Origin of the sequence: Escherichia sp. 93.1518 (genome assembly GCF_013368915.2) — a bacterium.
GTDB classification, from domain to species: Bacteria; Pseudomonadota; Gammaproteobacteria; order Enterobacterales; family Enterobacteriaceae; genus Escherichia; species Escherichia ruysiae.
The window spans coordinates 123,028-145,036 of sequence record NZ_JABWMT020000001.1 but is presented as its reverse complement, the minus strand read 5'-3'; the positions used below and the strand labels follow the sequence as shown (position 1 = coordinate 145,036).

Genomic DNA, 22,009 nt, shown 5'->3' with positions numbered 1-22,009 from the left:
TTCCTGCCTTATTTAAACTGTTTGAGGAAACGCAGATCGTTTTCGAAGAATGAACGCAGGTCGGTGACGCCATAACGCAACATGGTCAGACGCTCCATTCCCATCCCGAAGGCGAAACCAGAGTAAACTTCCGGGTCGATACCAACGTTACGCAGCACGTTCGGATGCACCATCCCACAACCCAGCACTTCCAGCCATTTGCCGTTTTTACCCATGACGTCGACTTCTGCAGACGGTTCGGTGAACGGGAAATAGGAAGGACGGAAACGAATTTGCAAATCGTCTTCAAAGAAGTTACGCAGGAAGTCGTGCAACGTGCCTTTCAGGTTGGTAAAGCTGATGTTGGTATCAACAATCAGACCTTCCATCTGATGGAACATCGGCGTGTGGGTCTGGTCGTAGTCGTTACGATAAACACGTCCAGGCGCGATGATACGAATCGGCGGCTGCTGAGCTTTCATGGTACGGATCTGTACGCCAGACGTCTGAGTACGTAGCAGGCGGGTTGCATCAAACCAGAAAGTGTCGTGGTCAGCGCGCGCCGGGTGGTGACCAGGAATGTTCAGAGCATCGAAGTTATGATAATCATCTTCGATTTCCGGCCCGGTCGCCACGGTAAAGCCAAGCTCACCGAAGAAACTTTCGATACGGTCGATGGTACGGGTCACCGGATGCAGACCGCCATTTTCAATACGGCGACCAGGCAGGGAGACATCAATAGTTTCTGCCGCCAGACGCGCATTCAGCGCCGCGCTTTCCAGTTCAGCTTTACGCGCATTCAACGCCTGCTGCACCTGCTCTTTCGCTTCGTTGATAACCGCACCGGCTGCCGGGCGTTCTTCTGGCGGCAGTTCACGCAGGGTCGTCATCTGAAGGGTTAAGTGCCCTTTTTTACCCAAATATTCGACGCGCACATTGTCTAACGCGGCAACATCTGACGCCTGGCTAATGGCCGCCTTCGCACTGGCAACCAGTTCTGCGAGATGTGACATGGTTTTCCTCATTGTGTCAGTGGTGACACTGGTTCGTTGGACTTAGAGCCTATCCCATCAGACTATTTTACTTGCCATTTTGTCCTGGGCAGTGCTCGAAATCCTCACGTACTTAAGTACGCTCCGGTTTCTCCGCGCTGGCCGTGTCCAAACTGGCTGCGACAATTACGCCTGATGAGACAGGCTTTTTATTTCTCAAAACGCGCATACAAAAAAAGCCTCCACTGGGAGGCTTTCAGGCGCTGTTTTCCGTTTCTCTTCTCACGCGCTAGCCTCCTGGAGTCAGGTGCTAAAGTAAAAAAAGAAGCGGAAAATAGCAGCATTCATTGCTTGCGTTACCTTTTGGTACTATTCAAAAGACCTTTATTGAAAAGGCTACGGCGATAAAAGTCAATGTTCTGATAGTGTTGAAACGAAAAGAGGGAGACTAGCTCCCTCTTCCAACTGGCTTATGCCAGAGCTGCTTTCGCTTTTTCAACCAGAGCGGTGAACGCTACTTTGTCGAATACTGCGATATCAGCCAGGATCTTACGGTCGATTTCAACAGAGGCTTTTTTCAGGCCATTGATGAATTTGCTGTAAGAAATACCGTTCTGACGTGCTGCTGCGTTGATACGCGCAATCCACAGTTGACGGAACTGACGCTTACGTTGACGACGGTCACGGTAAGCATACTGACCAGCTTTGATAACAGCCTGGAAGGCAACGCGGTATACGCGAGAACGCGCACCGTAGTAACCTTTAGCTTGTTTCAAAATTTTCTTGTGACGTGCGCGTGCAATAACACCACGTTTTACGCGAGCCATATGTGCTCTCCTGTATCTATATTCTAATTAAAAAGTTAAAAACGTTAACGGCTTATGCGTACGGCAGGCACGCGATTACCAGACCCAGATCGCCTTTGGAAACCATGGCTTTCGGACGCAGGTGACGTTTACGTTTGGTCGCTTTTTTGGTCAGAATGTGACGCAGGTTAGCGTGCTTGTGCTTAAAACCACCTTTACCGGTTTTTTTGAAGCGCTTAGCAGCACCGCGTACGGTCTTAATTTTTGGCATTTTAATAACTTCCACTTCGCATTGTTGATAAACAGAAACAAAGGCGAATCACCCTGTGAGCCGAAGCCCACAGGAATGATTACTTGATGGCCTTACTGTTTCTTCTTAGGAGCGAGCACCATGATCATCTGGCGGCCTTCGATCTTCGTTGGGAAGGATTCGACCACTGCCAGTTCTTGCAAATCGTCTTTCACGCGATTAAGCACTTCCATACCGATTTGCTGGTGCGCCATCTCACGACCACGGAAACGCAGTGTGATTTTGGCTTTGTCACCCTCTTCCAGAAAGCGAATCAGGCTGCGGAGTTTTACCTGATAGTCGCCTTCATCTGTACCAGGACGGAATTTGATTTCCTTAACCTGGATAACTTTTTGCTTTTTCTTCTGTTCCTTAGAAGACTTGCTCTTTTCATAGAGGAATTTGCCGTAATCCATGATACGACAAACCGGCGGCTCGGCGTTAGGGCTGATCTCGACTAAGTCTACTCCGGCTTCTTCTGCTTTCTCCAGAGCTTCTCTCAGACTCACAATACCAAGCTGCTCGCCTTCCAGACCTGTTAAGCGAACTTCCTGGGCGCGAATTTCGCCATTGATACGGTTAGGGCGCGCCGTTTGAACTCGTTTTCCGCCTTTAATACCTTATTCCTCCAATTGTTTAAGACTGCGGCTGCGAATCTCTTGTTGCAGCTTCTCGATCACTTCATTTACGTCCATGCTTCCCAGGTCTTTACCACGGCGGGTGCGAACGGCAACTTTGCCTGATTCCACCTCTTTATCACCACAGACCAGCATATATGGGACGCGACGCAAAGTGTGCTCGCGGATTTTAAAGCCAATCTTCTCATTTCTCAAGTCTGCTTTAACACGAATGCCCGCATTTGATAGTTTTTGCGTCAATTCGTTAACGTATTCAGACTGAGAATCGGTAATGTTCATGATAACAACCTGCACTGGCGCAAGCCAGGTCGGGAAGAAACCAGCGAACTCTTCGGTCAGGATACCAATGAAACGTTCCATTGACCCCAGAATTGCGCGGTGAATCATTACCGGAACCTTACGCTCGTTGTCTTCGCCTACATAAGAGGCGCTCAGACGAGACGGCAAGGAGAAGTCCAGCTGTACTGTACCGCACTGCCATGCACGATCGAGGCAGTCATACAGGGTAAATTCAATTTTCGGACCGTAGAAAGCGCCTTCACCCAGTTGATATTCAAACGGGATGTTGTTTTCTTCCAGCGCAACCGCCAGATCCGCCTCAGCACGATCCCACATTTCGTCGCTGCCAATACGTTTTTCAGGACGAGTGGAAAGTTTGACCACGATTTTTTCGAAGCCAAAAGTGCTGTACATATCATAGACTAAACGGATACATCCGTTAACTTCATCGCGAATTTGTTCTTCAGTACAGAAGATATGCGCGTCATCCTGGGTAAAACCACGTACACGCATCAGGCCATGCAGAGAACCTGACGGCTCGTTACGGTGGCAGCTACCGAACTCGGCCATACGCAGCGGCAGATCGCGATACGACTTCAGCCCCTGGTTGAAAATTTGTACGTGACCCGGGCAGTTCATCGGCTTAATGCAGTATTCACGGTTCTCTGAAGAGGTGGTGAACATTGCATCTTTGTAGTTGTCCCAGTGACCGGTTTTTTCCCACAGGACGCGGTCCATCATGAACGGACCTTTTACTTCCTGATACTGGTACTCTTTCAGTTTAGAACGAACGAATACTTCCAGTTCACGGAAGATTGTCCAGCCGTCGTTGTGCCAGAATACCATACCCGGCGCTTCTTCCTGCATATGATACAGGTCAAGCTGTTTGCCGATTTTACGGTGATCGCGTTTAGCGGCTTCTTCCAGGCGCTGCAGGTAAGCGTTGAGGGCTTTTTTGTCTGCCCACGCAGTACCGTAAATACGCTGCAACATTTTGTTGTTGCTGTCGCCGCGCCAGTAAGCGCCTGCCGTTTTCATCAGTTTGAAATGATGGCAGAAACGCATATTCGGTACGTGCGGACCACGGCACATATCGACATATTCTTCATGGAAATAGAGGCCAGGCTGGTCATCATGGGCAATATTTTCGTCCAGGATGGAGACTTTATAGCTCTCGCCGCGTTTAACAAACGTTTCACGCGCTTCGTGCCAGCTGACTTTCTTCTTAATGACGTCGTAGTTTTTCTCAGCAAGCTCATGCATCCGCTTCTCGAGTGCTTCGACATCTTCCTGGGTTAACGTGCGGTCAAGATCAACGTCGTAATAGAAACCGTTGTCAATAACCGGGCCGATTGCCATTTTGGTATGCGGCCAAAGTTGTTTAATCGCGTGCCCTAACAGGTGCGCGCAGGAGTGACGAATGATCTCCAGACCTTCTTCGTCTTTTGCGGTAATGATCGACAGTTGTGCGTCGTCTTCAATCAGATCGCAAGCATCAACCAGCTCGCCATTTACGCGCCCTGCGATACAGGCTTTCGCCAGACCTGGACCAATGTCCAGCGCAACATCCATGGGACTTACAGCGTGGTCGTAATGGCGTTGGCTGCCATCAGGAAGAGTAATAACAGGCATGTTATATCCTTATTTGCAGTGGTGACCCATACGCAAGATCACATACAAAGATTCATATGAAATTTACCAAAAAGGTTTGGGCTGATTCCCGCTTCACTCTGCGAAATATGTCATAACATGCTGATTAGCGATGCCAGACCTACACCCACTTTCTGATAATACCGTCTGGCAGTTTACACGGTATTTGTTATCGGGCAAAGCGGCAATCATCATGATCGAAATGATATAAATCAATACAGGCAACGCCTGCCCATTTTGTTACACTCGGATATTGACCACTCGAAATACGCAGGAAAACACATGCCGACAAAACGTTTTGACAAAAAACACTGGAAGATGGTGGTGGTGTTGCTGGCTATTTGTGGCGCAATGCTGTTACTGCGTTGGGCGGCAATGATTTGGGGTTGAATGGTAAAATGCGATTAGCTAACGAAAAAGCCAGACCGCTCGTCGCGGCCCGGCAGTAATTACATTTTATATCCCAGCGATAACGTTGTTCGGCGATCGGTATGTTCTGGAGCCGATTCAGGCGGTTCAGAGTTCCATGTAACGTTGTACGCCACCTTTAGACCGAAATGTTCATTAATAGCCACATTTAACGCGCTTTCCGAGTTCAGCGTCGTATCTTCCGCGCCAAAGACGGAAACGCCCTGGGTAATTTTCGCGTTGTCGGTCAACTGCCACGCGTAAGCCCCGGAAGCATAACCCAGCGGCTGGGTTTTACTAGCATTGTCGGTATATTTGTCGTAACGCACGCCAGGACCGAATTCAAAGCGGAAGCTATGTACCGGGCCATTCAAAAACTGGCGACCATAACCCGCAGTCAACACATCGCGTTCGCGATAACCGTTATAGCGGTCTGTCAGCCAGCTTGCCTGACCAAATAAATAGTCATAGTCAGTTAAATTAAAACGGCTACGCCCGCCCGCCGCATATTTTTCCGAAGAACGCTCATCGTTAGAAGAAGTATTACTGGCATTCCCCCACAGCGACCAGGCAGTAGAATGCCCATACCAGGTCATAGTGGTATCAGCCGTTAGTGAAGAACTTTTCGTGTTACCTGATTGTGCAAGGTAGCCTGCATTCAGATTACCTTCAAAAGGTTTTTTGGCGCTGGCAGGATCGTCCATGACAGTAAAAACGGAATCATCGGCAGCTGCATTCAGAGACGCAAACATACCCCCCACCAGCATAACGATGGCAGGAACTGTCTTCAAAAGCTTCATTTATTAAAAGTCCGTACAACAAAAAAAGAGACCATCGCGGTCCCGGAAACTTTCTTAAGGATCAAAGAGTAGCGTCCCTGGAAAGGTGACAAATTATAAAAAGGAGTGAAAAACTTAGCAACGACTTCTTATTTCATTTTTTGAATAAGCACATTACGAAAACAAATATTTATTTATATCTTCATCTTATTATTTTCATATAAATATCCAATAAATCATATTGTTAATTTCTTCACTTTCCACTGATTCAGTGCCAGACTGAAATCAGCCTATAGGAGGAAATGATGGTACGTATCTATACGTTGACACTTGCGCCCTCTCTCGATAGCGCAACAATTACCCCGCAAATTTATCCCGAAGGAAAACTGCGTTGTACCGCCCCGGTGTTCGAGCCTGGTGGCGGCGGTATTAACGTCGCCCGCGCCATTGCTCACCTTGGTGGGAGCGCCACGGCAATCTTCCCGGCTGGCGGAGCGACTGGCGAACATCTGGTTTCACTGCTGGTTGATGAAAATGTCCCGGTTGCGACCGTCGAAGCAAAAGACTGGACCCGCCAGAATCTGCACGTACATGTGGAGTCTACAGGTGAGCAGTACCGATTTGTCATGCCTGGCGCGACATTAAGTGACGATGAATTTCGTCAACTTGAAGAGCAAGTTCTGGAAATTGAATCTGGAGCCATCCTGGTCATCAGCGGAAGCCTGCCCCCAGGAGTGAAGCTGGAAAAATTAACTCAGCTTATTTCCGCTGCGCAAAGGCAAGGGATTCGCTGCATCGTCGACAGTTCTGGCGAGGCTTTAAGTGCAGCCCTGGCCATTGGCAATATTGAACTGGTTAAGCCTAACCAGAAAGAGCTCAGTGCACTGGTTAACCGCGAACTCACCCAACCTGATGATGTGCGCAAAGCCGCGCAGGAAATCGTTAATAGCGGTAAGGCCAGGCGGGTTGTCGTTTCCCTTGGTCCGCAGGGCGCGCTGGGAGTGGACAGCGAAAACTGTATTCAGGTCGTGCCACCACCGGTGAAAAGCCAGAGTACCGTCGGTGCAGGCGACAGCATGGTCGGCGCGATGACGCTGAAACTGGCGGAAAATGCCTCTCTTGCAGAGATGGTCCGTTTTGGGGTCGCTGCGGGCAGCGCCGCCACGCTCAATCAGGGAACCCGCCTGTGCTCCCATGATGATACGCAAAAAATTTACGCTTACCTTTCCCATTCATAGAGATATTCCCCCAATATTGGGGGAATCACCATAAACCTGTCGACAACGCGTTTCTCCGACTATGCTAAAAAATCACGTGATAACAAAGAGGTGAATTATGGCTGGTGGCGATCTTGTCCGTTATGTCATTACTGTCATGTTGCATGAAGACACATTAACTGAAATTAATGAGTTAAATAACTTTCTGACACGCGACGGTTTTTTACTGACCATGACGGATGATGACGGAAATATCCATGAGCTGGGAACGAACACCTTTGGGCTTATCAGTACTCAAAGTGAAGATGAAATAAGAGAGCTGGTTGCCGCACTCACCCAAAGCGCCACAGGCAAAGACCCAGAGATCATAATCACCACCTGGGAGGACTGGCATAGCAACAGAAAATAAATGGTTTTTGGGCAATAATCAGTCTGTGGTGTGCGTTAGCTCGTGTTTTTGCACCGCATTCCTGCGCTAACCTTATGATCTGGCAGACAACATGGGAGAGACATCATGTGGCAGGCAATCAGTCGTCTTTTGAGCGAGCAGTTAGGTGAAGGCGAAATCGAACTGCGTAATGAACTGCCTGGCGGAGAAGTCCATGCCGCATGGCATTTACGCTATGCAGGACGTGACTTTTTCGTCAAATGTGATGAAAGGGAACTGCTTTCCGGTTTTACCGCCGAAGCCGACCAACTGGAATTACTGTCGCGCAGTAAAACCGTCACCGTGCCTAAAGTCTGGGCTGTTGGCGCTGACCGCGACTACAGTTTTTTGGTGATGGACTATCTCCCGCCTCGCCCGTTGGATGCACATAACGCATTTATTTTAGGACAGCAAATTGCGCACCTGCATCAATGGAGTGACCAGCCGCAATTTGGCCTCGATTTTGACAACGCACTTTCCACTACTCCACAACCCAACACCTGGCAACGTCGCTGGTCAACGTTCTTTGCTGAACAACGTATTGGCTGGCAACTGGAACTGGCGGCAGAAAAAGGGATCGCCTTCGGCAATATCGACGCCATCGTCGAGCATATTCAGCAGCGTCTGAGTTCACATCAGCCACAGCCTTCACTGTTACACGGTGATTTATGGTCCGGCAACTGCGCTCTGGGCCCGGAGGGACCGTATATATTCGACCCTGCCTGTTACTGGGGCGACAGAGAGTGCGATCTGGCGATGTTACCGCTGCATACCGAACAGCCGCCACAAATCTATGACGGCTATCAGTCCGTTTCACCGCTACCGGCAGATTTCCTCGAACGTCAGCCGATTTACCAACTCTACACGTTACTTAACCGTGCAAGGTTGTTTGGCGGCCAGCATTTGGTTATTGCCCAGCAGTCACTGGATAGATTGTTAGCTGCGTGATGTGGATTGATGATAATGGCCGCTCCATGCGGCCTTTTACTTAAATAAATCCAAGCAAAGAAAAGAACACATACCCCGCAGCAATACAAATTACCGGCAGGATATAGAGTGAGAAAATCTGTAAGAAAATAGTATGGTGTGGCACCACAATGCGTGACTCAATCTGCTCACGCGTTAACCCCTCTTCCCCTTTAGCCTTCTCCAGAATGAGTTGATCCTCAACACCTTCGCGCAAAAAGCGCGCCTGGCGGCTCATACGGGCACCAGAGTCTTGCAACGCAAGACCCACAAATATCAGGATGAAAATCACCCAAAACATAACGTTCACGCCACCATTAAAATTGGGCGTCGGTGAGTTGTACCAGAACAGATTCAGAAAAGGCGTATTCGCCTGCATCATATCGATCATGACATGCGCAAAATCGAGCATTACAGCATTGATACCTTCCTGGGATTCTTGCCGAACATTCATAAACTTCAGCAAGGAAATTAACGTGGAAACAAGTGTCGGTATAAAAATCACCCAACCCAAAATCCTTTTCAAAACAGCAATGCGTCCAGCTTGTTGATACGTCATGAGTTCTCCTTGATTAAGACGCGTCGTTTCAATTAGTTTACCTGTAGATATCTGTTTTCGCCCATTCTTTAAAGGCGATATGATAGGCGCTTAATCATAAGCACTGCTTAATACCTTACACATAATGCTCTAAAGGAGAGGTTGTAATGTCAACCCCGCGTCAGATTCTTGCTGCAATTTTCGATATGGATGGATTACTTATCGACTCAGAACCTTTATGGGATCGAGCCGAACTGGATGTGATGGCAAGCCTGGGGGTAGATATCTCCCGTCGTAACGAGCTACCGGACACCTTAGGTTTACGCATCGATATGGTGGTTGATCTGTGGTATGCCCGGCAACCGTGGAATGGGCCGAGTCGTCAGGAGGTAGTTGAACGGGTTATTGCCCGTGCCATTTCACTGGTTGAAGAGACGCGACCATTACTGCCTGGTGTGCGTGAGGCCGTTGCGCTATGCAAAGAACAAGGATTATTGGTAGGTCTGGCCTCCGCGTCACCTTTGCATATGCTGGAAAAAGTGCTGACCATGTTTAACTTACGTGACAGTTTCGATGCCCTCGCCTCCGCCGAAAAGCTGCCTTACAGCAAGCCGCATCCACAAGTGTATCTCGACTGTGCAGCAAAACTGGGGGTTGATCCTCTCGCCTGCGTGGCGCTGGAAGACTCTGTAAATGGCATGATCGCCTCTAAAGCGGCACGTATGCGTTCTATCGTCGTCCCCGCGCCCGAAGCGCAAAATGATCCACGTTTTGTGTTGGCGAACGTAAAACTTTCATCTCTCACCGAATTGACCGCGACCGACCTCCTCGGCTAATAAAATCGGGCAGTGTCATAACTGCCCCTGGCTTTTTATCTGAATTTTTATTCAACTGGCGGATTTATCATCATTTTGTGATAAAGAGTTACACCGTCACCACTTCCGCGCACTGTATAAAAATCCTATACTGTACGTATCGACAGTTTAGTGAGTTTTATCATGACGGCGGAAGGTCACCTTCTCTTTTCTATTGCTTGTGCGGTATTTGCCAAAAATGCCGAGCTGACGCCCGTGCTGGCACAGGGTGACTGGTGGCATATTGTCCCTTCCGCGATCTTAACGTGTCTGTTACCGGACATCGACCACCCAAAATCGTTTCTTGGGCAGCGATTAAAGTGGATTTCAAAACCCATTGCCCGCGCATTTGGACACCGTGGATTTACCCACAGTTTGCTGGCTGTATTTGCCCTGCTGGCAACCTTTTACCTCAAAGTGCCGGAAAGCTGGTTTATTCCGGCTGATGCACTGCAAGGTATGGTGCTGGGTTATTTGAGTCATATTATTGCCGATATGCTGACACCGGCTGGTGTTCCCCTGCTCTGGCCGTGTCGCTGGCGCTTTCGCCTGCCAATTCTGGTGCCACAAAAGGGCAATCAGCTGGAACGTTTTCTCTGCATGGCATTATTTGTCTGGTCGGTGTGGATGCCCCATTCTCTGCCTGAAAACAGCGCGGTTCGTTGGTCATCGCAAATGATCAATACCTTGCAGATCCAGTTTCATCGCCTTATTAAGCACCAGGTTGAATACTAAAAAAGCAAAAATCACCTTTCTGGAATAAGCAATTCCATTTGAATATAAGAGCCAGCTCACAGTTCTGTTAATCTTGCGCCAACACTATGACTGTTACACAGTGATAGAAATAATAAGATCAGGAGAACGGGGATGAACTTTCCATTAATTGCGAACATCGTGGTGTTCGTTGTTCTACTGTTTGTGCTGGCTCAGGCCCGCCACAAACAGTGGAGTCTGGCAAAAAAAGTACTGGTGGGTCTGGTGATGGGCGTGGTCTTTGGCCTTGCTCTGCATACCATTTATGGTTCTGACAGCCAGGTACTTAAAGATTCTGTACAGTGGTTTAACATTGTCGGTAACGGCTATGTTCAGCTACTGCAAATGATCGTTATGCCGTTAGTATTCGCCTCTATTCTGAGCGCGGTTGCTCGCCTGCATAACGCATCTCAGCTAGGAAAAATCAGTTTTCTGACCATCGGTACGCTGCTGTTTACCACGCTGATTGCGGCGCTGGTCGGTGTGCTGGTGACTAACCTGTTTGGTCTGACTGCTGAAGGTCTGGTTCAGGGTGGCGCTGAGACTGCCCGTCTGAACGCTATCGAAAGCAACTATGTCGGTAAAGTCGCGGATTTAAGTGTTCCGCAACTCATTCTGTCTTTTATCCCGAAAAACCCGTTTGCCGATCTGACCGGTGCGAATCCGACATCAATTATCAGCGTGGTAATTTTTGCCGCATTCCTCGGCGTCGCGGCGCTGAAACTGCTGAAAGATGATGCGCCGAAAGGTGAACGCGTTTTAACAGCTATCGACACACTGCAAAGCTGGGTGATGAAACTGGTTCGCCTGGTCATGCAACTAACCCCTTACGGCGTGCTTGCGCTGATGACCAAAGTGGTTGCCGGTTCCAACCTGCAAGACATCATTAAGCTGGGTAGCTTCGTTGTCGCGTCCTATCTGGGTCTTATCATTATGTTTGCGGTGCATGGCATTCTGCTGGGTATTAATGGCGTGAGTCCGCTGAAATACTTCCGTAAAGTGTGGCCGGTGCTGACGTTTGCTTTCACCAGTCGCTCCAGTGCAGCGTCTATTCCACTGAACGTTGAAGCACAAACGCGTCGTCTGGGTGTTCCTGAATCTATCGCCAGTTTCGCCGCCTCTTTTGGGGCGACCATTGGTCAGAACGGCTGTGCCGGTTTGTATCCGGCAATGCTGGCGGTGATGGTTGCGCCAACGGTGGGCATTAACCCGCTGGACCCGATGTGGATTGCAACACTCGTCGGTATCGTCACAGTGAGTTCAGCAGGTGTTGCAGGTGTTGGTGGCGGTGCAACATTCGCCGCGTTAATTGTTCTGCCGGCGATGGGCCTGCCGGTAACGCTAGTGGCTCTGTTAATCTCCGTTGAACCGCTTATCGATATGGGTCGAACTGCATTGAACGTGAGCGGCTCAATGACCGCAGGTACGCTGACCAGCCAGTGGCTGAAGCAAACCGATAAGTCCATTCTGGACAGCGAAGACGACGCCGAACTGGCACACCGTTAATCCTGGTTCATAACGCAAAACGCCTGTCATTCGACAGGCGTTTTTTTATTCTTCGATCTCATTTTCCTGGCGCACTTGGTTAGCCCAACGCTGGGCGGACTCCGGCACGCTAAATGCTGGTGAGCGCAGGAATGACTCCCCCGTCAGAACAAACGCAACATATTTGCCACGCAGCATCCAGACATCGCGAAACGAATCCATCTTAATCGCATGTTCTGGCGGCGCAGGTTCCGTGCGAGGAACATAGCTAATAATCGGGCGGTTTTGCTGACGTAGCGGTTTCTTCATTACTGGCTTCACTAAACGCATATTAAAAATCAGAAAAATTGTAGTTTAGCTGATTTACCCCCCGTCCGTCCTGCTTTGCGTATATTCCCGAATACCTTCTCTGGCACCACTTCCAGAGCGGGATCACCCTGATGGTCTATAGTTAGAGGGTTTTTTGACCAAAACAGCGGCCCTTTCAGTAATGAATTAAGGAGACGAGTTCAATGTCGCAACATAACGAAAAGAACCCACATCAGCACCAGTCACCACTACACGACTCCAGCGAAGCGAAACCGGGAATGGACTCACTGGCACCTGAAGACGGATCTTATCGTCCAGCGGCTGAACCAACACCGCCAGGCGCACAACCTACCGCCCCAGGGAGTCTGAAAGCCCCTGATACGCGTAACGAAAAACTAAAATCTCTGGAAGACGTACGCAAAGGCAGTGAAAATTATGCGCTGACCACTAATCAGGGCGTGCGCATCGCCGACGATCAAAACTCACTGCGTGCCGGTAGCCGTGGTCCAACGCTGCTGGAAGATTTTATTCTGCGCGAGAAAATCACCCACTTCGACCATGAACGTATTCCGGAACGTATCGTTCACGCGCGTGGGTCAGCCGCTCACGGTTATTTCCAGCCGTATAAAAACTTAAGCGATATCACCAAAGCCGACTTCCTGTCAGATCCGAACAAAATCACCCCGGTGTTCGTGCGTTTCTCTACCGTTCAGGGTGGCGCAGGTTCGGCAGATACGGTGCGTGATATCCGTGGTTTTGCCACCAAGTTCTATACCGAAGAGGGTATTTTTGACCTTGTTGGTAATAACACACCAATCTTCTTTATTCAGGATGCGCATAAATTCCCCGATTTTGTTCATGCGGTAAAACCGGAACCGCACTGGGCAATTCCGCAAGGGCAAAGCGCCCACGACACCTTCTGGGATTATGTATCCCTGCAACCAGAAACGCTCCACAACGTGATGTGGGCGATGTCAGATCGCGGAATACCACGCAGTTACCGCACCATGGAAGGCTTCGGCATTCACACCTTCCGCCTGATTAACGCCGAAGGTAAAGCGACCTTTGTACGTTTCCACTGGAAACCACTGGCAGGTAAAGCCTCACTGGTGTGGGATGAAGCGCAGAAACTCACCGGACGTGATCCAGACTTCCACCGCCGCGAACTGTGGGAAGCCATTGAAGCAGGCGATTTCCCGGAATACGAACTGGGCTTCCAGTTGATCCCCGAAGAAGATGAATTCAAATTCGACTTCGACCTGCTTGACCCAACGAAACTCATCCCGGAAGAGTTAGTACCCGTTCAGCGCGTCGGCAAAATGGTGCTTAACCGTAACCCGGATAACTTCTTTGCCGAAAACGAACAGGCAGCTTTCCATCCTGGTCATATTGTCCCTGGTCTGGATTTCACCAACGATCCGCTGTTGCAGGGACGTTTGTTCTCTTATACCGATACACAAATCAGCCGTCTTGGCGGGCCGAATTTTCATGAAATTCCGATTAATCGCCCTACCTGCCCGTACCACAATTTCCAGCGTGACGGTATGCATCGGATGGGAATCGACACTAACCCGGCGAATTACGAACCGAACTCGATCAACGATAACTGGCCGCGCGAAACGCCGCCGGGGCCAAAACGCGGCGGTTTTGAATCATATCAGGAGCGCGTGGAAGGCAATAAAGTGCGGGAACGCAGCCCATCATTTGGCGAATACTACTCGCATCCGCGCCTGTTCTGGCTAAGTCAAACGCCGTTCGAGCAGCGCCATATAGTCGATGGTTTCAGCTTTGAGTTAAGCAAAGTTGTACGACCTTATATTCGTGAACGCGTCGTTGACCAGTTAGCGCATATCGATCTTAACCTGGCGCAGGCGGTAGCAAAAAATCTCGGTATCGAACTGACTGACGACCAGCTGAATATCACCCCGCCACCGGACGTAAACGGGCTTAAAAAAGATCCTGCGTTAAGTTTGTATGCCATTCCTGACGGTGATGTGAAAGGCCGTGTGGTAGCTATTTTGCTTAATGATGAAGTGAAATCCGCAGACCTTCTGGCAATTCTGAAGGCGCTGAAAGCCAAAGGCGTTCATGCCAAACTGCTTTACTCACGGATGGGCGAAGTCACTACCGATGACGGTACGGTGTTGCCGATAGCAGCAACCTTTGCCGGGGCGCCATCGCTGACGGTTGATGCGGTCATTGTCCCTTGCGGTAATATCGCCGATATCGCAGACAACGGCGATGCAAACTATTACCTGATGGAAGCCTATAAGCACCTTAAACCGATTGCGCTGGCGGGCGATGCGCGCAAGTTTAAGGCGACAATCAAGGTTGATGACCAGGGTGAAGAAGGGATTGTGGAAGCCGACAGCGCAGACGGTAGTTTTATGGATGAACTGTTAACGCTAATGGCAGCGCACCGCGTATGGTCACGAATTCCTAAGATTGATAAAATTCCGGCGTAAATATGAATAAAGTCACTCCCCCAGGGGAGTGACTTTACAAACTACCTTACACATCAAGATAACTACCCAACCGATAACCTCGCTCGGCAATGGCATACTTCAGCGATGCTGATGTCAACACTTCCAGCTCCGTTAACCGTGGAAAGCAATAAGCACTCTGGCGAATTGTATTATCGACAAACGCCGGATGGCACATCACTTCCAGCGAACGTTCACCGCGATGGCAGGAATCATCCAGCACTTGCAGAAACAGTGACTCGCTAATCTCTTCACCATAGAACGCGCTACTGAATCCCTGCGAGCTGCGCAGATTAGCCGGTAAATCACCATCATAAGATAGCGGCTGACGGTCGATGCGCAACGCAATCCCCTCTTCAGCCGCAAACTTCGCCACAATCGGGAAAATCTGCGGGAACATATGCACATGATGATGGCTATCAAGGTGCGTTGGTTTGCGCCCAAATAGCTCAATGAAACGCAGATACTGACTGGCAAGTTCCTGAGCAATTTCCTCCAGCGGTAAAGCATCTTCTTCCGCCAGTTGCCAGATCCACTTCCCCAACACACCTTCGCGGGTTAAACCCGGCATTGCAGTCAGCGGCTTGCCCAGGGTGAGAACAAAGTGCATTCCAACTGCCAGACTCGGTTCATCGCGACTCAACTGCACCGCATGGTCGATAGCTTCACCATTCACCAGCGCCGTCGTCGACGTGACAATACCGTTTCGGCAGGCCTCTATAATGCCGTAGTTCTGGCCTTTACTTAGGCCAAAGTCATCGGCATTAACAATCAGTAAGCGTTCCATAATCAGCCCCGGTTAATGTGCTTTTTTAAGTTCTGCTATGCAGTCGGCAAAGTTTGGCAGCCATTTCTCGTGCGCCAGAATCATCTCGCGTGCCAGCAGCTCAGCATCACGATCGGAGTGCACCAACGGGCTAAGGTTTAGCGCCAGTAACACATCGTTAAATTCCCCGCTAAGTGCTGCGTTGCTGGCCGCAATCTCGAAGCCTTTGATGGTGTGAATCAGCCCCATCACTTTGTCATCGAAATGCGTAATGCGCGGATGTGGCGTCGCGCCATCGCGCCCCAGCGTGCAGGTCATTTCTACCGCCCAGTCTGCCGGAATATTATCAATATGCCCATGATGCGGGATATTAACGTAATGTTCCGTTTGCTTGTCGTTGTAGATAGCGTTAATGACTTCGCACGCTGCATCAGAGTAATAAGCTCCACCGCGCTGCTCCAGCTCTTTCGGTTTCACTTTCAGATCCGGGTTTTTATACAGCTCAAAGAGTTGCTTCTCGACTTTCTGTACCACCTGCGCACGCGCGCCGCCTTTGTAGTATTCACCCATTTCAATCGCCAGCATCTCTTTTTGCTTGAAGTAATAAAGCAAATAGGAACACGGCAACAGGTTCAGTGCCCGAATTAAACCTTCGCTAAACGGCAGATCGAAAATATTTTTAACACCAGATGCTTTTAACTGCCCGGATGCCACACCATCAAGCAATTCGGCGAAACGTGATTTGCCATTTACCAACACATCCTTAATAAACACCATGTGGTTCAGGCCGAACAGATCGATAGATAAATCATCGTTCTCATTCAAGGCTAAAACATCGCCGATAAACATTTTCATACCAATCGGAATATTACACACGCCGATAAAGCGTTTAAATCCGGTATGACGATAAACCGCTTCAGTGACCATTCCCGCCGGGTTAGTGAAGTTGATCACCCATGCATTCGGACAAAGTTCTTCGACATCTTTTACGATGTCAAAAATCACCGGAATGGTGCGCAGACCTTTAAACAGTCCACCCGCACCATTAGTTTCCTGGCCAAGATAACCATGACTTAACGGAATACGTTCATCCAGTTCGCGTGCTGGTAATTGACCTACGCGCAGTTGGGTAGTGACAAAATCTGCCCCTTTCAGCGCCTCACGACGATCAAGCGTTTTATAAAGTTTAATCGGTACACCAGCGTTATCGATCATTCGCTGGCAGAGATCAAAGATAATATCCAGTTTTGCTTTACCACCTTCGACATCCACCAGCCATAATTCAGTCACCGGTAATTCGTGATAACGCTTAATAAACCCTTCCAGCAGTTCCGGGGTATAACTACTCCCGCCACCAATAGTGACGACTTTTAATTTCTGGCTCATAATTTCTCCCTTCATCAGGAAATACTAATATTATTCATACCTGCCTCTACGTCAGGAATATCCCGGTCTCCCCAGGATAAATAAGGCACGCATGTAAATTTAATGATCAGTGACAATAGCTACTGATTAAATTCAGTCAATTTCTTACGATAACTATTTGGTGTAAAAGATGTTAGTTTCTTAAACGTTTTAATAAACAGGCTTGGGCTACTATAACCCGCTTCAAATGCAATATCAGTCACAGAATAGTTGGTCATTTCCAGTTGTTTTTTGGCAAAGTTAATGCGGATTTCATTAATAATCTGCATCGGCGTTTTGCCATAATATCGCTGAGTCGCACGCGTCAAATACTCCTGCGATTTAGCCGATAACATCACCATATTTTCCAGCGCATTCTCACTGAACTGCGCTTTATCATGCATCTTTTCAACCGTACTTTTTAACCACTGTGGCACATCATCAATCACCTGTTCTTCGCGGTAATGACGTAAACGGTTAATGACATAAAAAGTGACTATCTCAACAAATTCTTCCAGACCGGTTTCGCTGAAATTCAATGAAGAAATCACCGTTTCCACATAGGTAAGAAAAGTATTATTTGTTCGGTAAACCTGTGAAGCAACAAAGCAATAAGGCAACAACGGCAAATAATGCTGTTCAAAAAAACGTTTACTGATCCCAACGTTCAATATGCGCGTGGCACCAAACTCATAAAAACTTTGATGGTGTGATCCTAACGGAATAAAAACAAAATCGCCCCGTTCCAGCAACACGCGCTTACCGTTAATCTCCTGGAAATAACGACCAGTTAAAACCAGGGTAAATTCATAATAGTCATGCTGATGCAATCCAGTAATACTTTCCGTTTTATTGTAGATAAATACATGGAAATTTTTGCCATTAAACAACTGCTGTTCACGGGCAGTGGCAATTTCCGGCGCATTAATCACTGGCTGCATCATCGACTCCTTATGCCTTCAGTTTTTCATGAAGCTCAATTAATTCGGTAATCAGTTCACGTGCAAGCATGGAAGTCATTAAATGATCCTGGGCGTGAACCAGCACCAGACTCACTTTCATCTTGCCTTCGCCCGCATCGCCTTCAATCAGTTTCGTCTGTACCAGATGCGCTTCATTCAAGGCCATCCGCGACTGATCCATCATGGCTTTTGCCGCTGCAAAATCGCCCTGCTTCGCCTGCTTCAGCGCCGCATACGCCAGGCTGCGCGCTTGTCCGGAGTTGATGATAAGCCCCATCACCACTTCTTCCAGTTCCTCAGCTTCCGTTTGCGTATCAGGAATATTATCGAGATCCATCATACATCGTTCCTCTCTATTCTTACTGGCACGAGTTGCCCGTGCCAGCGTCGATTAAAATTTCAGGGCGTTAGCAATATCTTCTTCGCTCTCTTCTTTATCAATCACGTTCTGCGCTTTGTTTGCCACCACGACAAATGGCAGATATATCAGCGTTGCGATGCCAAGGTTGAAGAGTGCGACCAGCAATGCGGCGACGCTACCGTTAGTATTAAAGAAGGCTCCCAGACCGGTTGGCATGGTCCACGGTGCAATGTTAGTCACCGGTGGGATGATGCCCATGTAGTACGCCGCCAGAGTAATTGCCGCCAGAATCGGTTGCACCAGAACAAACGGAATAAACATCACCGGGTTCATGATAATCGGCAAGCCAAACAGAATCGGTTCGTTAATCTGGAAGATGCCCGACGGCAGCGCCAGTTTTGCCACCTGACGATAGTCAGCACGGCGAGAAGCGATAAAGATAGCCAGAATCAGCCCCAGGGTCGCACCGCTGCCCCCGAGGAAAATAAAGGAGTCCAGCATCGGCTTGGCCCAGATATGGAAGGTCTTACCGGCTGCCAGCGCCGCTTCGACGGAGCCATATTGTTGATAGGTGGCGATGTTTTCCAGCGCCCACGGCGTCATAATGCCGTTGTCCAGCGCGGTCAGCGCCAGCGCGCCGTGAATACCGAAGAACCACAGCAGCGGAACAAAGATCACATACGCCCAGCCGACCACGCTACCCAACGATGCCAGCGGCGTCGAGATGGTATCCATAATAATCTGATGGAAGTTAGTGCCCCAGGTATTCAGCGCCCAGGCAATAATCCCCATCACAGAAAGAATAATAAAGCCGGGAATTAATGCTGAGAAAGAACGTGAGACCGATGTCGGCACACTGTCGGGTAATTTAATCACCCAGTTACGGTGGACAATAAAGGTAAACATTTCTGCCACCACCAGGCCGATAATAATCCCGGAGATGATATTCGCGCCACCTAACCAGTTTGCGCCGACCGCGTAAGCTTCACCGACACTATAAGGCGTGACGGTCATAAATGCCGCAACGGATAACAACCCTGCCGCGAGCGCATCGACTTTACGCTCTTCTGCCAGCGCCATACCGATAAAAAACGGCGCCATTAAAGACATAATCCCTAATGTTCCGTTGTATACGTTTCCGCCAATACCTTTCAGGCCATTGAGTGTTTCAATGGTTGAGGCATCGAGGCGAATACCTAAGGAGTAAAAAAACGACCCCTCCCCAAAGCTCAGAAAAACGTTATTGATTAATACAAACATGGCCCCCGCAAGGGTTAACGGCATTAAACGAATAAAGCCGTTTTTGATTGCATTAACGTGTGGCTGTTTTCCTATTTTGACTGCAAAAGGGAGGAGTACCTTTTCAAGCGATGCAATAACATTACTCATAGAAAAATACCCTTAAAAACCGCAATTAAAGTATTGCGGTATAGATTTATGAAATAACTCTTTGACGGAAAAATTTAAAAATTAATTTGCTGCGGCTTTTTTAATTGCTGCAACTGCAGCCTTAAGCACGCCTAAACCATCGACTTTGCCATATAACAGTGAATCAATGACTTCAACGGGTTTGTTGGGTAACAAACGCTGGATTTCGGGCAACATATAAGCAATCTGCGGCCCTAATAACACGACATCGGCATTCTGACCTTTTTCACCCGCCAGTGTTTCCGGAAATGCTTCAATAATGACCGGAACTTCATATTTTTCTGCCTGTGCGCGCATTTTTGATACCAGTAAAGAGGTAGACATGCCCGCAGAACAAAACAGATAAATGTGTTTCTTTTCCATAAAACTGCCCTCATCAACGATTATCTGTCAGCCAGACACTCCGCAAGCCTTCACCTGCTTCCATGCTCTGGGTAACTTGCGAAACCAACATGACTTTTTTTGGTGGCTGAAAAGAGTATACGGTATTGACCTGAACGATAGTATTTCTTTGACCATACAAATTGTCTCTCCTTGACCTGTTGTTATGACCTTCTTCACATTTCGGTTAAATAATTCGCGACAATAAATAAGAACACGGGGCAAAAAAAAACCGGCGCAATGGCCGGTTTCCGTTGTAACTCAAGCTTTCAGGCGAAGAAATTACTTCGCCGCTTGTGGATCGGTGTCGTATTCGGCACAGGTCTGATAGCCGGAGTTGATGACATGTCCGGTATCATCTAACGCGACAAAATAGGTTTCTGCTTTACCATCACGTTGACCCAGGATATAGGTCTGGCAAGTACCACGAGCATGGATCATGCTCACTTCAGACGAAGGTTTACCCGCAATTTGTGCAACCTGCGCCCGGCTCATGCCTTTTTTGACGTCTTTCACCACAGGCTGTACAAACTGGTCTTTGGTACGATCATACGCCGTACAACCTGCCAGCATGGTTAATACCGCCGCTGCACTCAGAATTCCTGCCATATTCTTGTTCATATTCCGTCCTCTTGTTTATCAGCGTGTTAGATAAGCCTGGAACACATCGGGGGCTTTTTCAAGCTTGTGAACGAAACGGCTCCGCTTTCAGAGGATTCCTGTATGACGTTTTAACCGCCATTCAACCTGCTGTCGCTTGTCGTTTCAGTAGCAACGGGTTAGCTTTAAGGAAGTTTTATTTTTCTGTCTGGAGGGGTTCAATGACATTGCAACAACAAATAATAAAGGCGCTGGGCGCAAAACCGCAGATTAATGCCGAAGAGGAAATTCGCCGCAGCATCGATTTTCTGAAAAGCTATCTGCAAACCTATCCGTTCATTAAATCACTCGTACTTGGTATTAGTGGTGGTCAGGACTCCACTCTTGCCGGGAAACTGTGTCAAATGGCAATTAACGAGCTTCGTCAGGAAACGGGCAACGAGGCACTGCAATTCATTGCCGTGCGCCTGCCCTACGGTGTTCAGGCTGATGAACAGGATTGTCAGGACGCCATTGCTTTTATTCAACCGGATCGCGTATTAACCGTGAATATCAAGGGCGCGGTATTGGCCAGCGAACAGGCGCTGCGCGAGGCGGGTATTGAATTAAGTGATTTCGTTCGCGGCAATGAAAAAGCGCGTGAGCGGATGAAAGCGCAATACAGCATTGCAGGCATGACCAACGGTGTCGTGGTTGGCACCGATCATGCGGCAGAAGCCATTACCGGATTCTTCACTAAATACGGTGACGGTGGTACTGATATTAATCCGCTATACCGTCTGAACAAGCGTCAGGGCAAACAGTTACTGGCGGCATTAGGTTGCCCGGAACATCTCTATAAGAAGGCGCCAACAGCCGACCTGGAAGATGACCGCCCTTCCCTGCCAGATGAGGTGGCGCTCGGCGTGAGCTATGACAATATCGATGACTATCTGGAAGGGAAAACCGTACCCGAACAGGTCGCCAGAACAATAGAAAACTGGTATCTGAAAACCGAACATAAACGCCGTCCGCCAATTACGGTTTTCGATGATTTCTGGAAAAAGTAATCATTTGCACATAATGGCTTGTGCAAAAAAGAGTGCTTTGTTCATGCCAGATGCGGCGTGAACGCCTTATTCGGCCTACAAAACTTTGCAAATTCAGTACATTGCAGGAGTCGAGTAGGCCTGATAAGCGTAGCGCATCAGGCGGTGTTACTTTTGTCATCGACCCGCCTCTTTTTTAATCGTTCTCCGCCTGTTAAACTGGATAG

Annotated in this window: 25 protein-coding genes and 1 other annotated feature; of the genes, 9 read left to right on the top strand and 16 right to left on the bottom strand. The window is 48.7% G+C overall.

What is annotated here, in order from left to right; genetic code table 11:
• Positions 1-8 precede the first annotated feature (8 nt).
• The 6 genes from pheS to thrS form a co-directional block, all read right to left on the bottom strand.
• Positions 9-992, bottom strand: coding sequence for a phenylalanine--tRNA ligase subunit alpha (gene pheS / locus HEN21_RS00775; protein WP_176252695.1), 984 nt, complete (start codon positions 990-992; stop codon positions 9-11).
• Between the two features lie 208 nt (positions 993-1,200).
• Positions 1,201-1,325 (bottom strand) — a sequence feature (Phe leader region).
• Positions 1,275-1,319 carry a pheST operon leader peptide PheM gene (gene pheM, locus HEN21_RS00770; protein ID WP_001386830.1) on the bottom strand — a complete coding sequence of 15 codons (45 nt, stop codon included), beginning with the start codon at positions 1,317-1,319 and terminating at the stop codon, positions 1,275-1,277. (Overlaps the previous feature by 45 nt.)
• 116 nt (positions 1,326-1,441) lie before the next feature.
• Complete coding sequence (rplT, locus tag HEN21_RS00765) at positions 1,442-1,798, bottom strand: 50S ribosomal protein L20 (protein WP_000124850.1); 357 nt, start codon at positions 1,796-1,798, stop codon at positions 1,442-1,444.
• A 52-nt stretch (positions 1,799-1,850) separates the two neighbouring features.
• Positions 1,851-2,048: a 50S ribosomal protein L35 gene (gene rpmI, locus HEN21_RS00760; RefSeq protein WP_001124225.1), complete on the bottom strand. Its 198-nt coding sequence runs from the start codon at positions 2,046-2,048 to the stop codon at positions 1,851-1,853.
• A gap of 92 nt (positions 2,049-2,140) precedes the next feature.
• Entirely contained in the window at positions 2,141-2,683 is a 543-nt protein-coding gene (infC, locus tag HEN21_RS00755) for a translation initiation factor IF-3 (RefSeq protein WP_001700733.1), read from the bottom strand.
• 3 nt (positions 2,684-2,686) lie between these two features.
• Positions 2,687-4,615 (bottom strand): threonine--tRNA ligase, encoded by a 1,929-nt coding sequence (thrS, locus tag HEN21_RS00750; protein ID WP_001144184.1) that lies wholly within the window; start codon positions 4,613-4,615, stop codon positions 2,687-2,689.
• A gap of 300 nt (positions 4,616-4,915) precedes the next feature.
• On the opposite strand from thrS, the gene yniD reads away from it, so the two are divergent.
• Positions 4,916-5,023, top strand: a complete 108-nt coding sequence (yniD, locus tag HEN21_RS00745) for a small membrane protein YniD (protein ID WP_001142445.1) — start codon at positions 4,916-4,918, stop codon at positions 5,021-5,023.
• A 59-nt stretch (positions 5,024-5,082) separates the two neighbouring features.
• Here the strand turns inward: yniD and HEN21_RS00740 are convergent, their stop codons facing one another.
• Positions 5,083-5,841 carry a DUF481 domain-containing protein gene (locus tag HEN21_RS00740; protein ID WP_176252696.1) on the bottom strand — a complete coding sequence of 253 codons (759 nt, stop codon included), beginning with the start codon at positions 5,839-5,841 and terminating at the stop codon, positions 5,083-5,085.
• Positions 5,842-6,125: 284 nt separating this feature from the next.
• On the opposite strand from HEN21_RS00740, the gene pfkB reads away from it, so the two are divergent.
• From pfkB to HEN21_RS00725, 3 genes are all read left to right on the top strand, one after another.
• Positions 6,126-7,058: a 6-phosphofructokinase II gene (gene pfkB / locus HEN21_RS00735; protein WP_000251750.1), complete on the top strand. Its 933-nt coding sequence runs from the start codon at positions 6,126-6,128 to the stop codon at positions 7,056-7,058.
• A 97-nt stretch (positions 7,059-7,155) separates the two neighbouring features.
• Positions 7,156-7,446 carry a type V toxin-antitoxin system endoribonuclease antitoxin GhoS gene (ghoS, locus tag HEN21_RS00730; RefSeq protein ID WP_000896962.1) on the top strand — a complete coding sequence of 97 codons (291 nt, stop codon included), beginning with the start codon at positions 7,156-7,158 and terminating at the stop codon, positions 7,444-7,446.
• Positions 7,447-7,551: 105 nt separating this feature from the next.
• Complete coding sequence (locus HEN21_RS00725) at positions 7,552-8,412, top strand: fructosamine kinase family protein (protein WP_000267675.1); 861 nt, start codon at positions 7,552-7,554, stop codon at positions 8,410-8,412.
• A 40-nt stretch (positions 8,413-8,452) separates the two neighbouring features.
• On the opposite strand, the gene HEN21_RS00720 is transcribed toward HEN21_RS00725, so the two are convergent.
• Positions 8,453-8,989, bottom strand: coding sequence for a YniB family protein (locus tag HEN21_RS00720; RefSeq protein ID WP_000222184.1), 537 nt, complete (start codon positions 8,987-8,989; stop codon positions 8,453-8,455).
• A 146-nt stretch (positions 8,990-9,135) separates the two neighbouring features.
• On the opposite strand from HEN21_RS00720, the gene hxpB reads away from it, so the two are divergent.
• From hxpB to tcyP, 3 genes are all read left to right on the top strand, one after another.
• Positions 9,136-9,804: a hexitol phosphatase HxpB gene (gene hxpB / locus HEN21_RS00715; RefSeq protein ID WP_000106839.1), complete on the top strand. Its 669-nt coding sequence runs from the start codon at positions 9,136-9,138 to the stop codon at positions 9,802-9,804.
• Positions 9,805-9,966: 162 nt separating this feature from the next.
• The gene (locus tag HEN21_RS00710) at positions 9,967-10,557 is read left to right on the top strand and encodes a metal-dependent hydrolase (protein WP_010349983.1); all 591 of its coding nucleotides are present in this window, start codon (positions 9,967-9,969) and stop codon (positions 10,555-10,557) included.
• A gap of 132 nt (positions 10,558-10,689) precedes the next feature.
• Positions 10,690-12,081 (top strand): cystine/sulfocysteine:cation symporter, encoded by a 1,392-nt coding sequence (gene tcyP / locus HEN21_RS00705; protein ID WP_001010734.1) that lies wholly within the window; start codon positions 10,690-10,692, stop codon positions 12,079-12,081.
• A gap of 45 nt (positions 12,082-12,126) precedes the next feature.
• On the opposite strand, the gene cedA is transcribed toward tcyP, so the two are convergent.
• Positions 12,127-12,390: a cell division activator CedA gene (gene cedA, locus HEN21_RS00700; RefSeq protein WP_001241546.1), complete on the bottom strand. Its 264-nt coding sequence runs from the start codon at positions 12,388-12,390 to the stop codon at positions 12,127-12,129.
• A 182-nt stretch (positions 12,391-12,572) separates the two neighbouring features.
• On the opposite strand from cedA, the gene katE reads away from it, so the two are divergent.
• On the top strand, positions 12,573-14,834 hold the full coding sequence (gene katE / locus HEN21_RS00695) for a catalase HPII (RefSeq protein ID WP_176252697.1): 2,262 nt from the start codon (positions 12,573-12,575) through the stop codon (positions 14,832-14,834).
• A gap of 46 nt (positions 14,835-14,880) precedes the next feature.
• Here katE and chbG read toward each other — a convergent pair whose 3' ends face one another.
• The 7 genes from chbG to osmE all read right to left on the bottom strand — a co-directional run bounded on the left by chbG (position 14,881) and on the right by osmE (position 20,775).
• A complete protein-coding gene (gene chbG / locus HEN21_RS00690; RefSeq protein ID WP_176252698.1) occupies positions 14,881-15,639 on the bottom strand; it encodes a chitin disaccharide deacetylase in 759 nt (252 codons plus the stop codon).
• Positions 15,640-15,651: 12 nt separating this feature from the next.
• A complete protein-coding gene (gene celF, locus HEN21_RS00685; RefSeq protein WP_105286862.1) occupies positions 15,652-17,004 on the bottom strand; it encodes a 6-phospho-beta-glucosidase in 1,353 nt (450 codons plus the stop codon).
• A 119-nt stretch (positions 17,005-17,123) separates the two neighbouring features.
• Entirely contained in the window at positions 17,124-17,966 is an 843-nt protein-coding gene (gene chbR / locus HEN21_RS00680) for a transcriptional regulator ChbR (protein ID WP_000983663.1), read from the bottom strand.
• Between the two features lie 7 nt (positions 17,967-17,973).
• The gene (chbA, locus tag HEN21_RS00675) at positions 17,974-18,324 is read right to left on the bottom strand and encodes a PTS N,N'-diacetylchitobiose transporter subunit IIA (RefSeq protein ID WP_000968919.1); all 351 of its coding nucleotides are present in this window, start codon (positions 18,322-18,324) and stop codon (positions 17,974-17,976) included.
• Between the two features lie 51 nt (positions 18,325-18,375).
• A complete protein-coding gene (gene chbC, locus HEN21_RS00670) occupies positions 18,376-19,734 on the bottom strand; it encodes a PTS N,N'-diacetylchitobiose transporter subunit IIC (RefSeq protein WP_000073031.1) in 1,359 nt (452 codons plus the stop codon).
• An 81-nt stretch (positions 19,735-19,815) separates the two neighbouring features.
• The gene (chbB, locus tag HEN21_RS00665) at positions 19,816-20,136 is read right to left on the bottom strand and encodes a PTS N,N'-diacetylchitobiose transporter subunit IIB (RefSeq protein ID WP_000412169.1); all 321 of its coding nucleotides are present in this window, start codon (positions 20,134-20,136) and stop codon (positions 19,816-19,818) included.
• A gap of 300 nt (positions 20,137-20,436) precedes the next feature.
• On the bottom strand, positions 20,437-20,775 hold the full coding sequence (gene osmE, locus HEN21_RS00660) for an osmotically-inducible lipoprotein OsmE (RefSeq protein WP_001039044.1): 339 nt from the start codon (positions 20,773-20,775) through the stop codon (positions 20,437-20,439).
• 200 nt (positions 20,776-20,975) lie between these two features.
• On the opposite strand from osmE, the gene nadE reads away from it, so the two are divergent.
• Positions 20,976-21,803 carry an ammonia-dependent NAD(+) synthetase gene (gene nadE, locus HEN21_RS00655; protein ID WP_176241148.1) on the top strand — a complete coding sequence of 276 codons (828 nt, stop codon included), beginning with the start codon at positions 20,976-20,978 and terminating at the stop codon, positions 21,801-21,803.
• The last annotated feature ends 206 nt before the right edge of the window (positions 21,804-22,009 follow it).

Coding starts and splice junctions, on each gene's coding strand:
- pheS (WP_176252695.1), bottom strand. CDS start 992: ATGTCACATCTCGCAGAACTGGTTGCCAGTGCGAAGGCGGCCATTAGC.
- rplT (WP_000124850.1), bottom strand. CDS start 1,798: ATGGCTCGCGTAAAACGTGGTGTTATTGCACGCGCACGTCACAAGAAA.
- rpmI (WP_001124225.1), bottom strand. CDS start 2,048: ATGCCAAAAATTAAGACCGTACGCGGTGCTGCTAAGCGCTTCAAAAAA.
- thrS (WP_001144184.1), bottom strand. CDS start 4,615: ATGCCTGTTATTACTCTTCCTGATGGCAGCCAACGCCATTACGACCAC.
- yniD (WP_001142445.1), top strand. CDS start 4,916: ATGCCGACAAAACGTTTTGACAAAAAACACTGGAAGATGGTGGTGGTG.
- HEN21_RS00740 (WP_176252696.1), bottom strand. CDS start 5,841: ATGAAGCTTTTGAAGACAGTTCCTGCCATCGTTATGCTGGTGGGGGGT.
- pfkB (WP_000251750.1), top strand. CDS start 6,126: ATGGTACGTATCTATACGTTGACACTTGCGCCCTCTCTCGATAGCGCA.
- ghoS (WP_000896962.1), top strand. CDS start 7,156: ATGGCTGGTGGCGATCTTGTCCGTTATGTCATTACTGTCATGTTGCAT.
- HEN21_RS00725 (WP_000267675.1), top strand. CDS start 7,552: ATGTGGCAGGCAATCAGTCGTCTTTTGAGCGAGCAGTTAGGTGAAGGC.
- HEN21_RS00720 (WP_000222184.1), bottom strand. CDS start 8,989: ATGACGTATCAACAAGCTGGACGCATTGCTGTTTTGAAAAGGATTTTG.
- hxpB (WP_000106839.1), top strand. CDS start 9,136: ATGTCAACCCCGCGTCAGATTCTTGCTGCAATTTTCGATATGGATGGA.
- HEN21_RS00710 (WP_010349983.1), top strand. CDS start 9,967: ATGACGGCGGAAGGTCACCTTCTCTTTTCTATTGCTTGTGCGGTATTT.
- tcyP (WP_001010734.1), top strand. CDS start 10,690: ATGAACTTTCCATTAATTGCGAACATCGTGGTGTTCGTTGTTCTACTG.
- cedA (WP_001241546.1), bottom strand. CDS start 12,390: ATGCGTTTAGTGAAGCCAGTAATGAAGAAACCGCTACGTCAGCAAAAC.
- katE (WP_176252697.1), top strand. CDS start 12,573: ATGTCGCAACATAACGAAAAGAACCCACATCAGCACCAGTCACCACTA.
- chbG (WP_176252698.1), bottom strand. CDS start 15,639: ATGGAACGCTTACTGATTGTTAATGCCGATGACTTTGGCCTAAGTAAA.
- celF (WP_105286862.1), bottom strand. CDS start 17,004: ATGAGCCAGAAATTAAAAGTCGTCACTATTGGTGGCGGGAGTAGTTAT.
- chbR (WP_000983663.1), bottom strand. CDS start 17,966: ATGATGCAGCCAGTGATTAATGCGCCGGAAATTGCCACTGCCCGTGAA.
- chbA (WP_000968919.1), bottom strand. CDS start 18,324: ATGATGGATCTCGATAATATTCCTGATACGCAAACGGAAGCTGAGGAA.
- chbC (WP_000073031.1), bottom strand. CDS start 19,734: ATGAGTAATGTTATTGCATCGCTTGAAAAGGTACTCCTCCCTTTTGCA.
- chbB (WP_000412169.1), bottom strand. CDS start 20,136: ATGGAAAAGAAACACATTTATCTGTTTTGTTCTGCGGGCATGTCTACC.
- osmE (WP_001039044.1), bottom strand. CDS start 20,775: ATGAACAAGAATATGGCAGGAATTCTGAGTGCAGCGGCGGTATTAACC.
- nadE (WP_176241148.1), top strand. CDS start 20,976: ATGACATTGCAACAACAAATAATAAAGGCGCTGGGCGCAAAACCGCAG.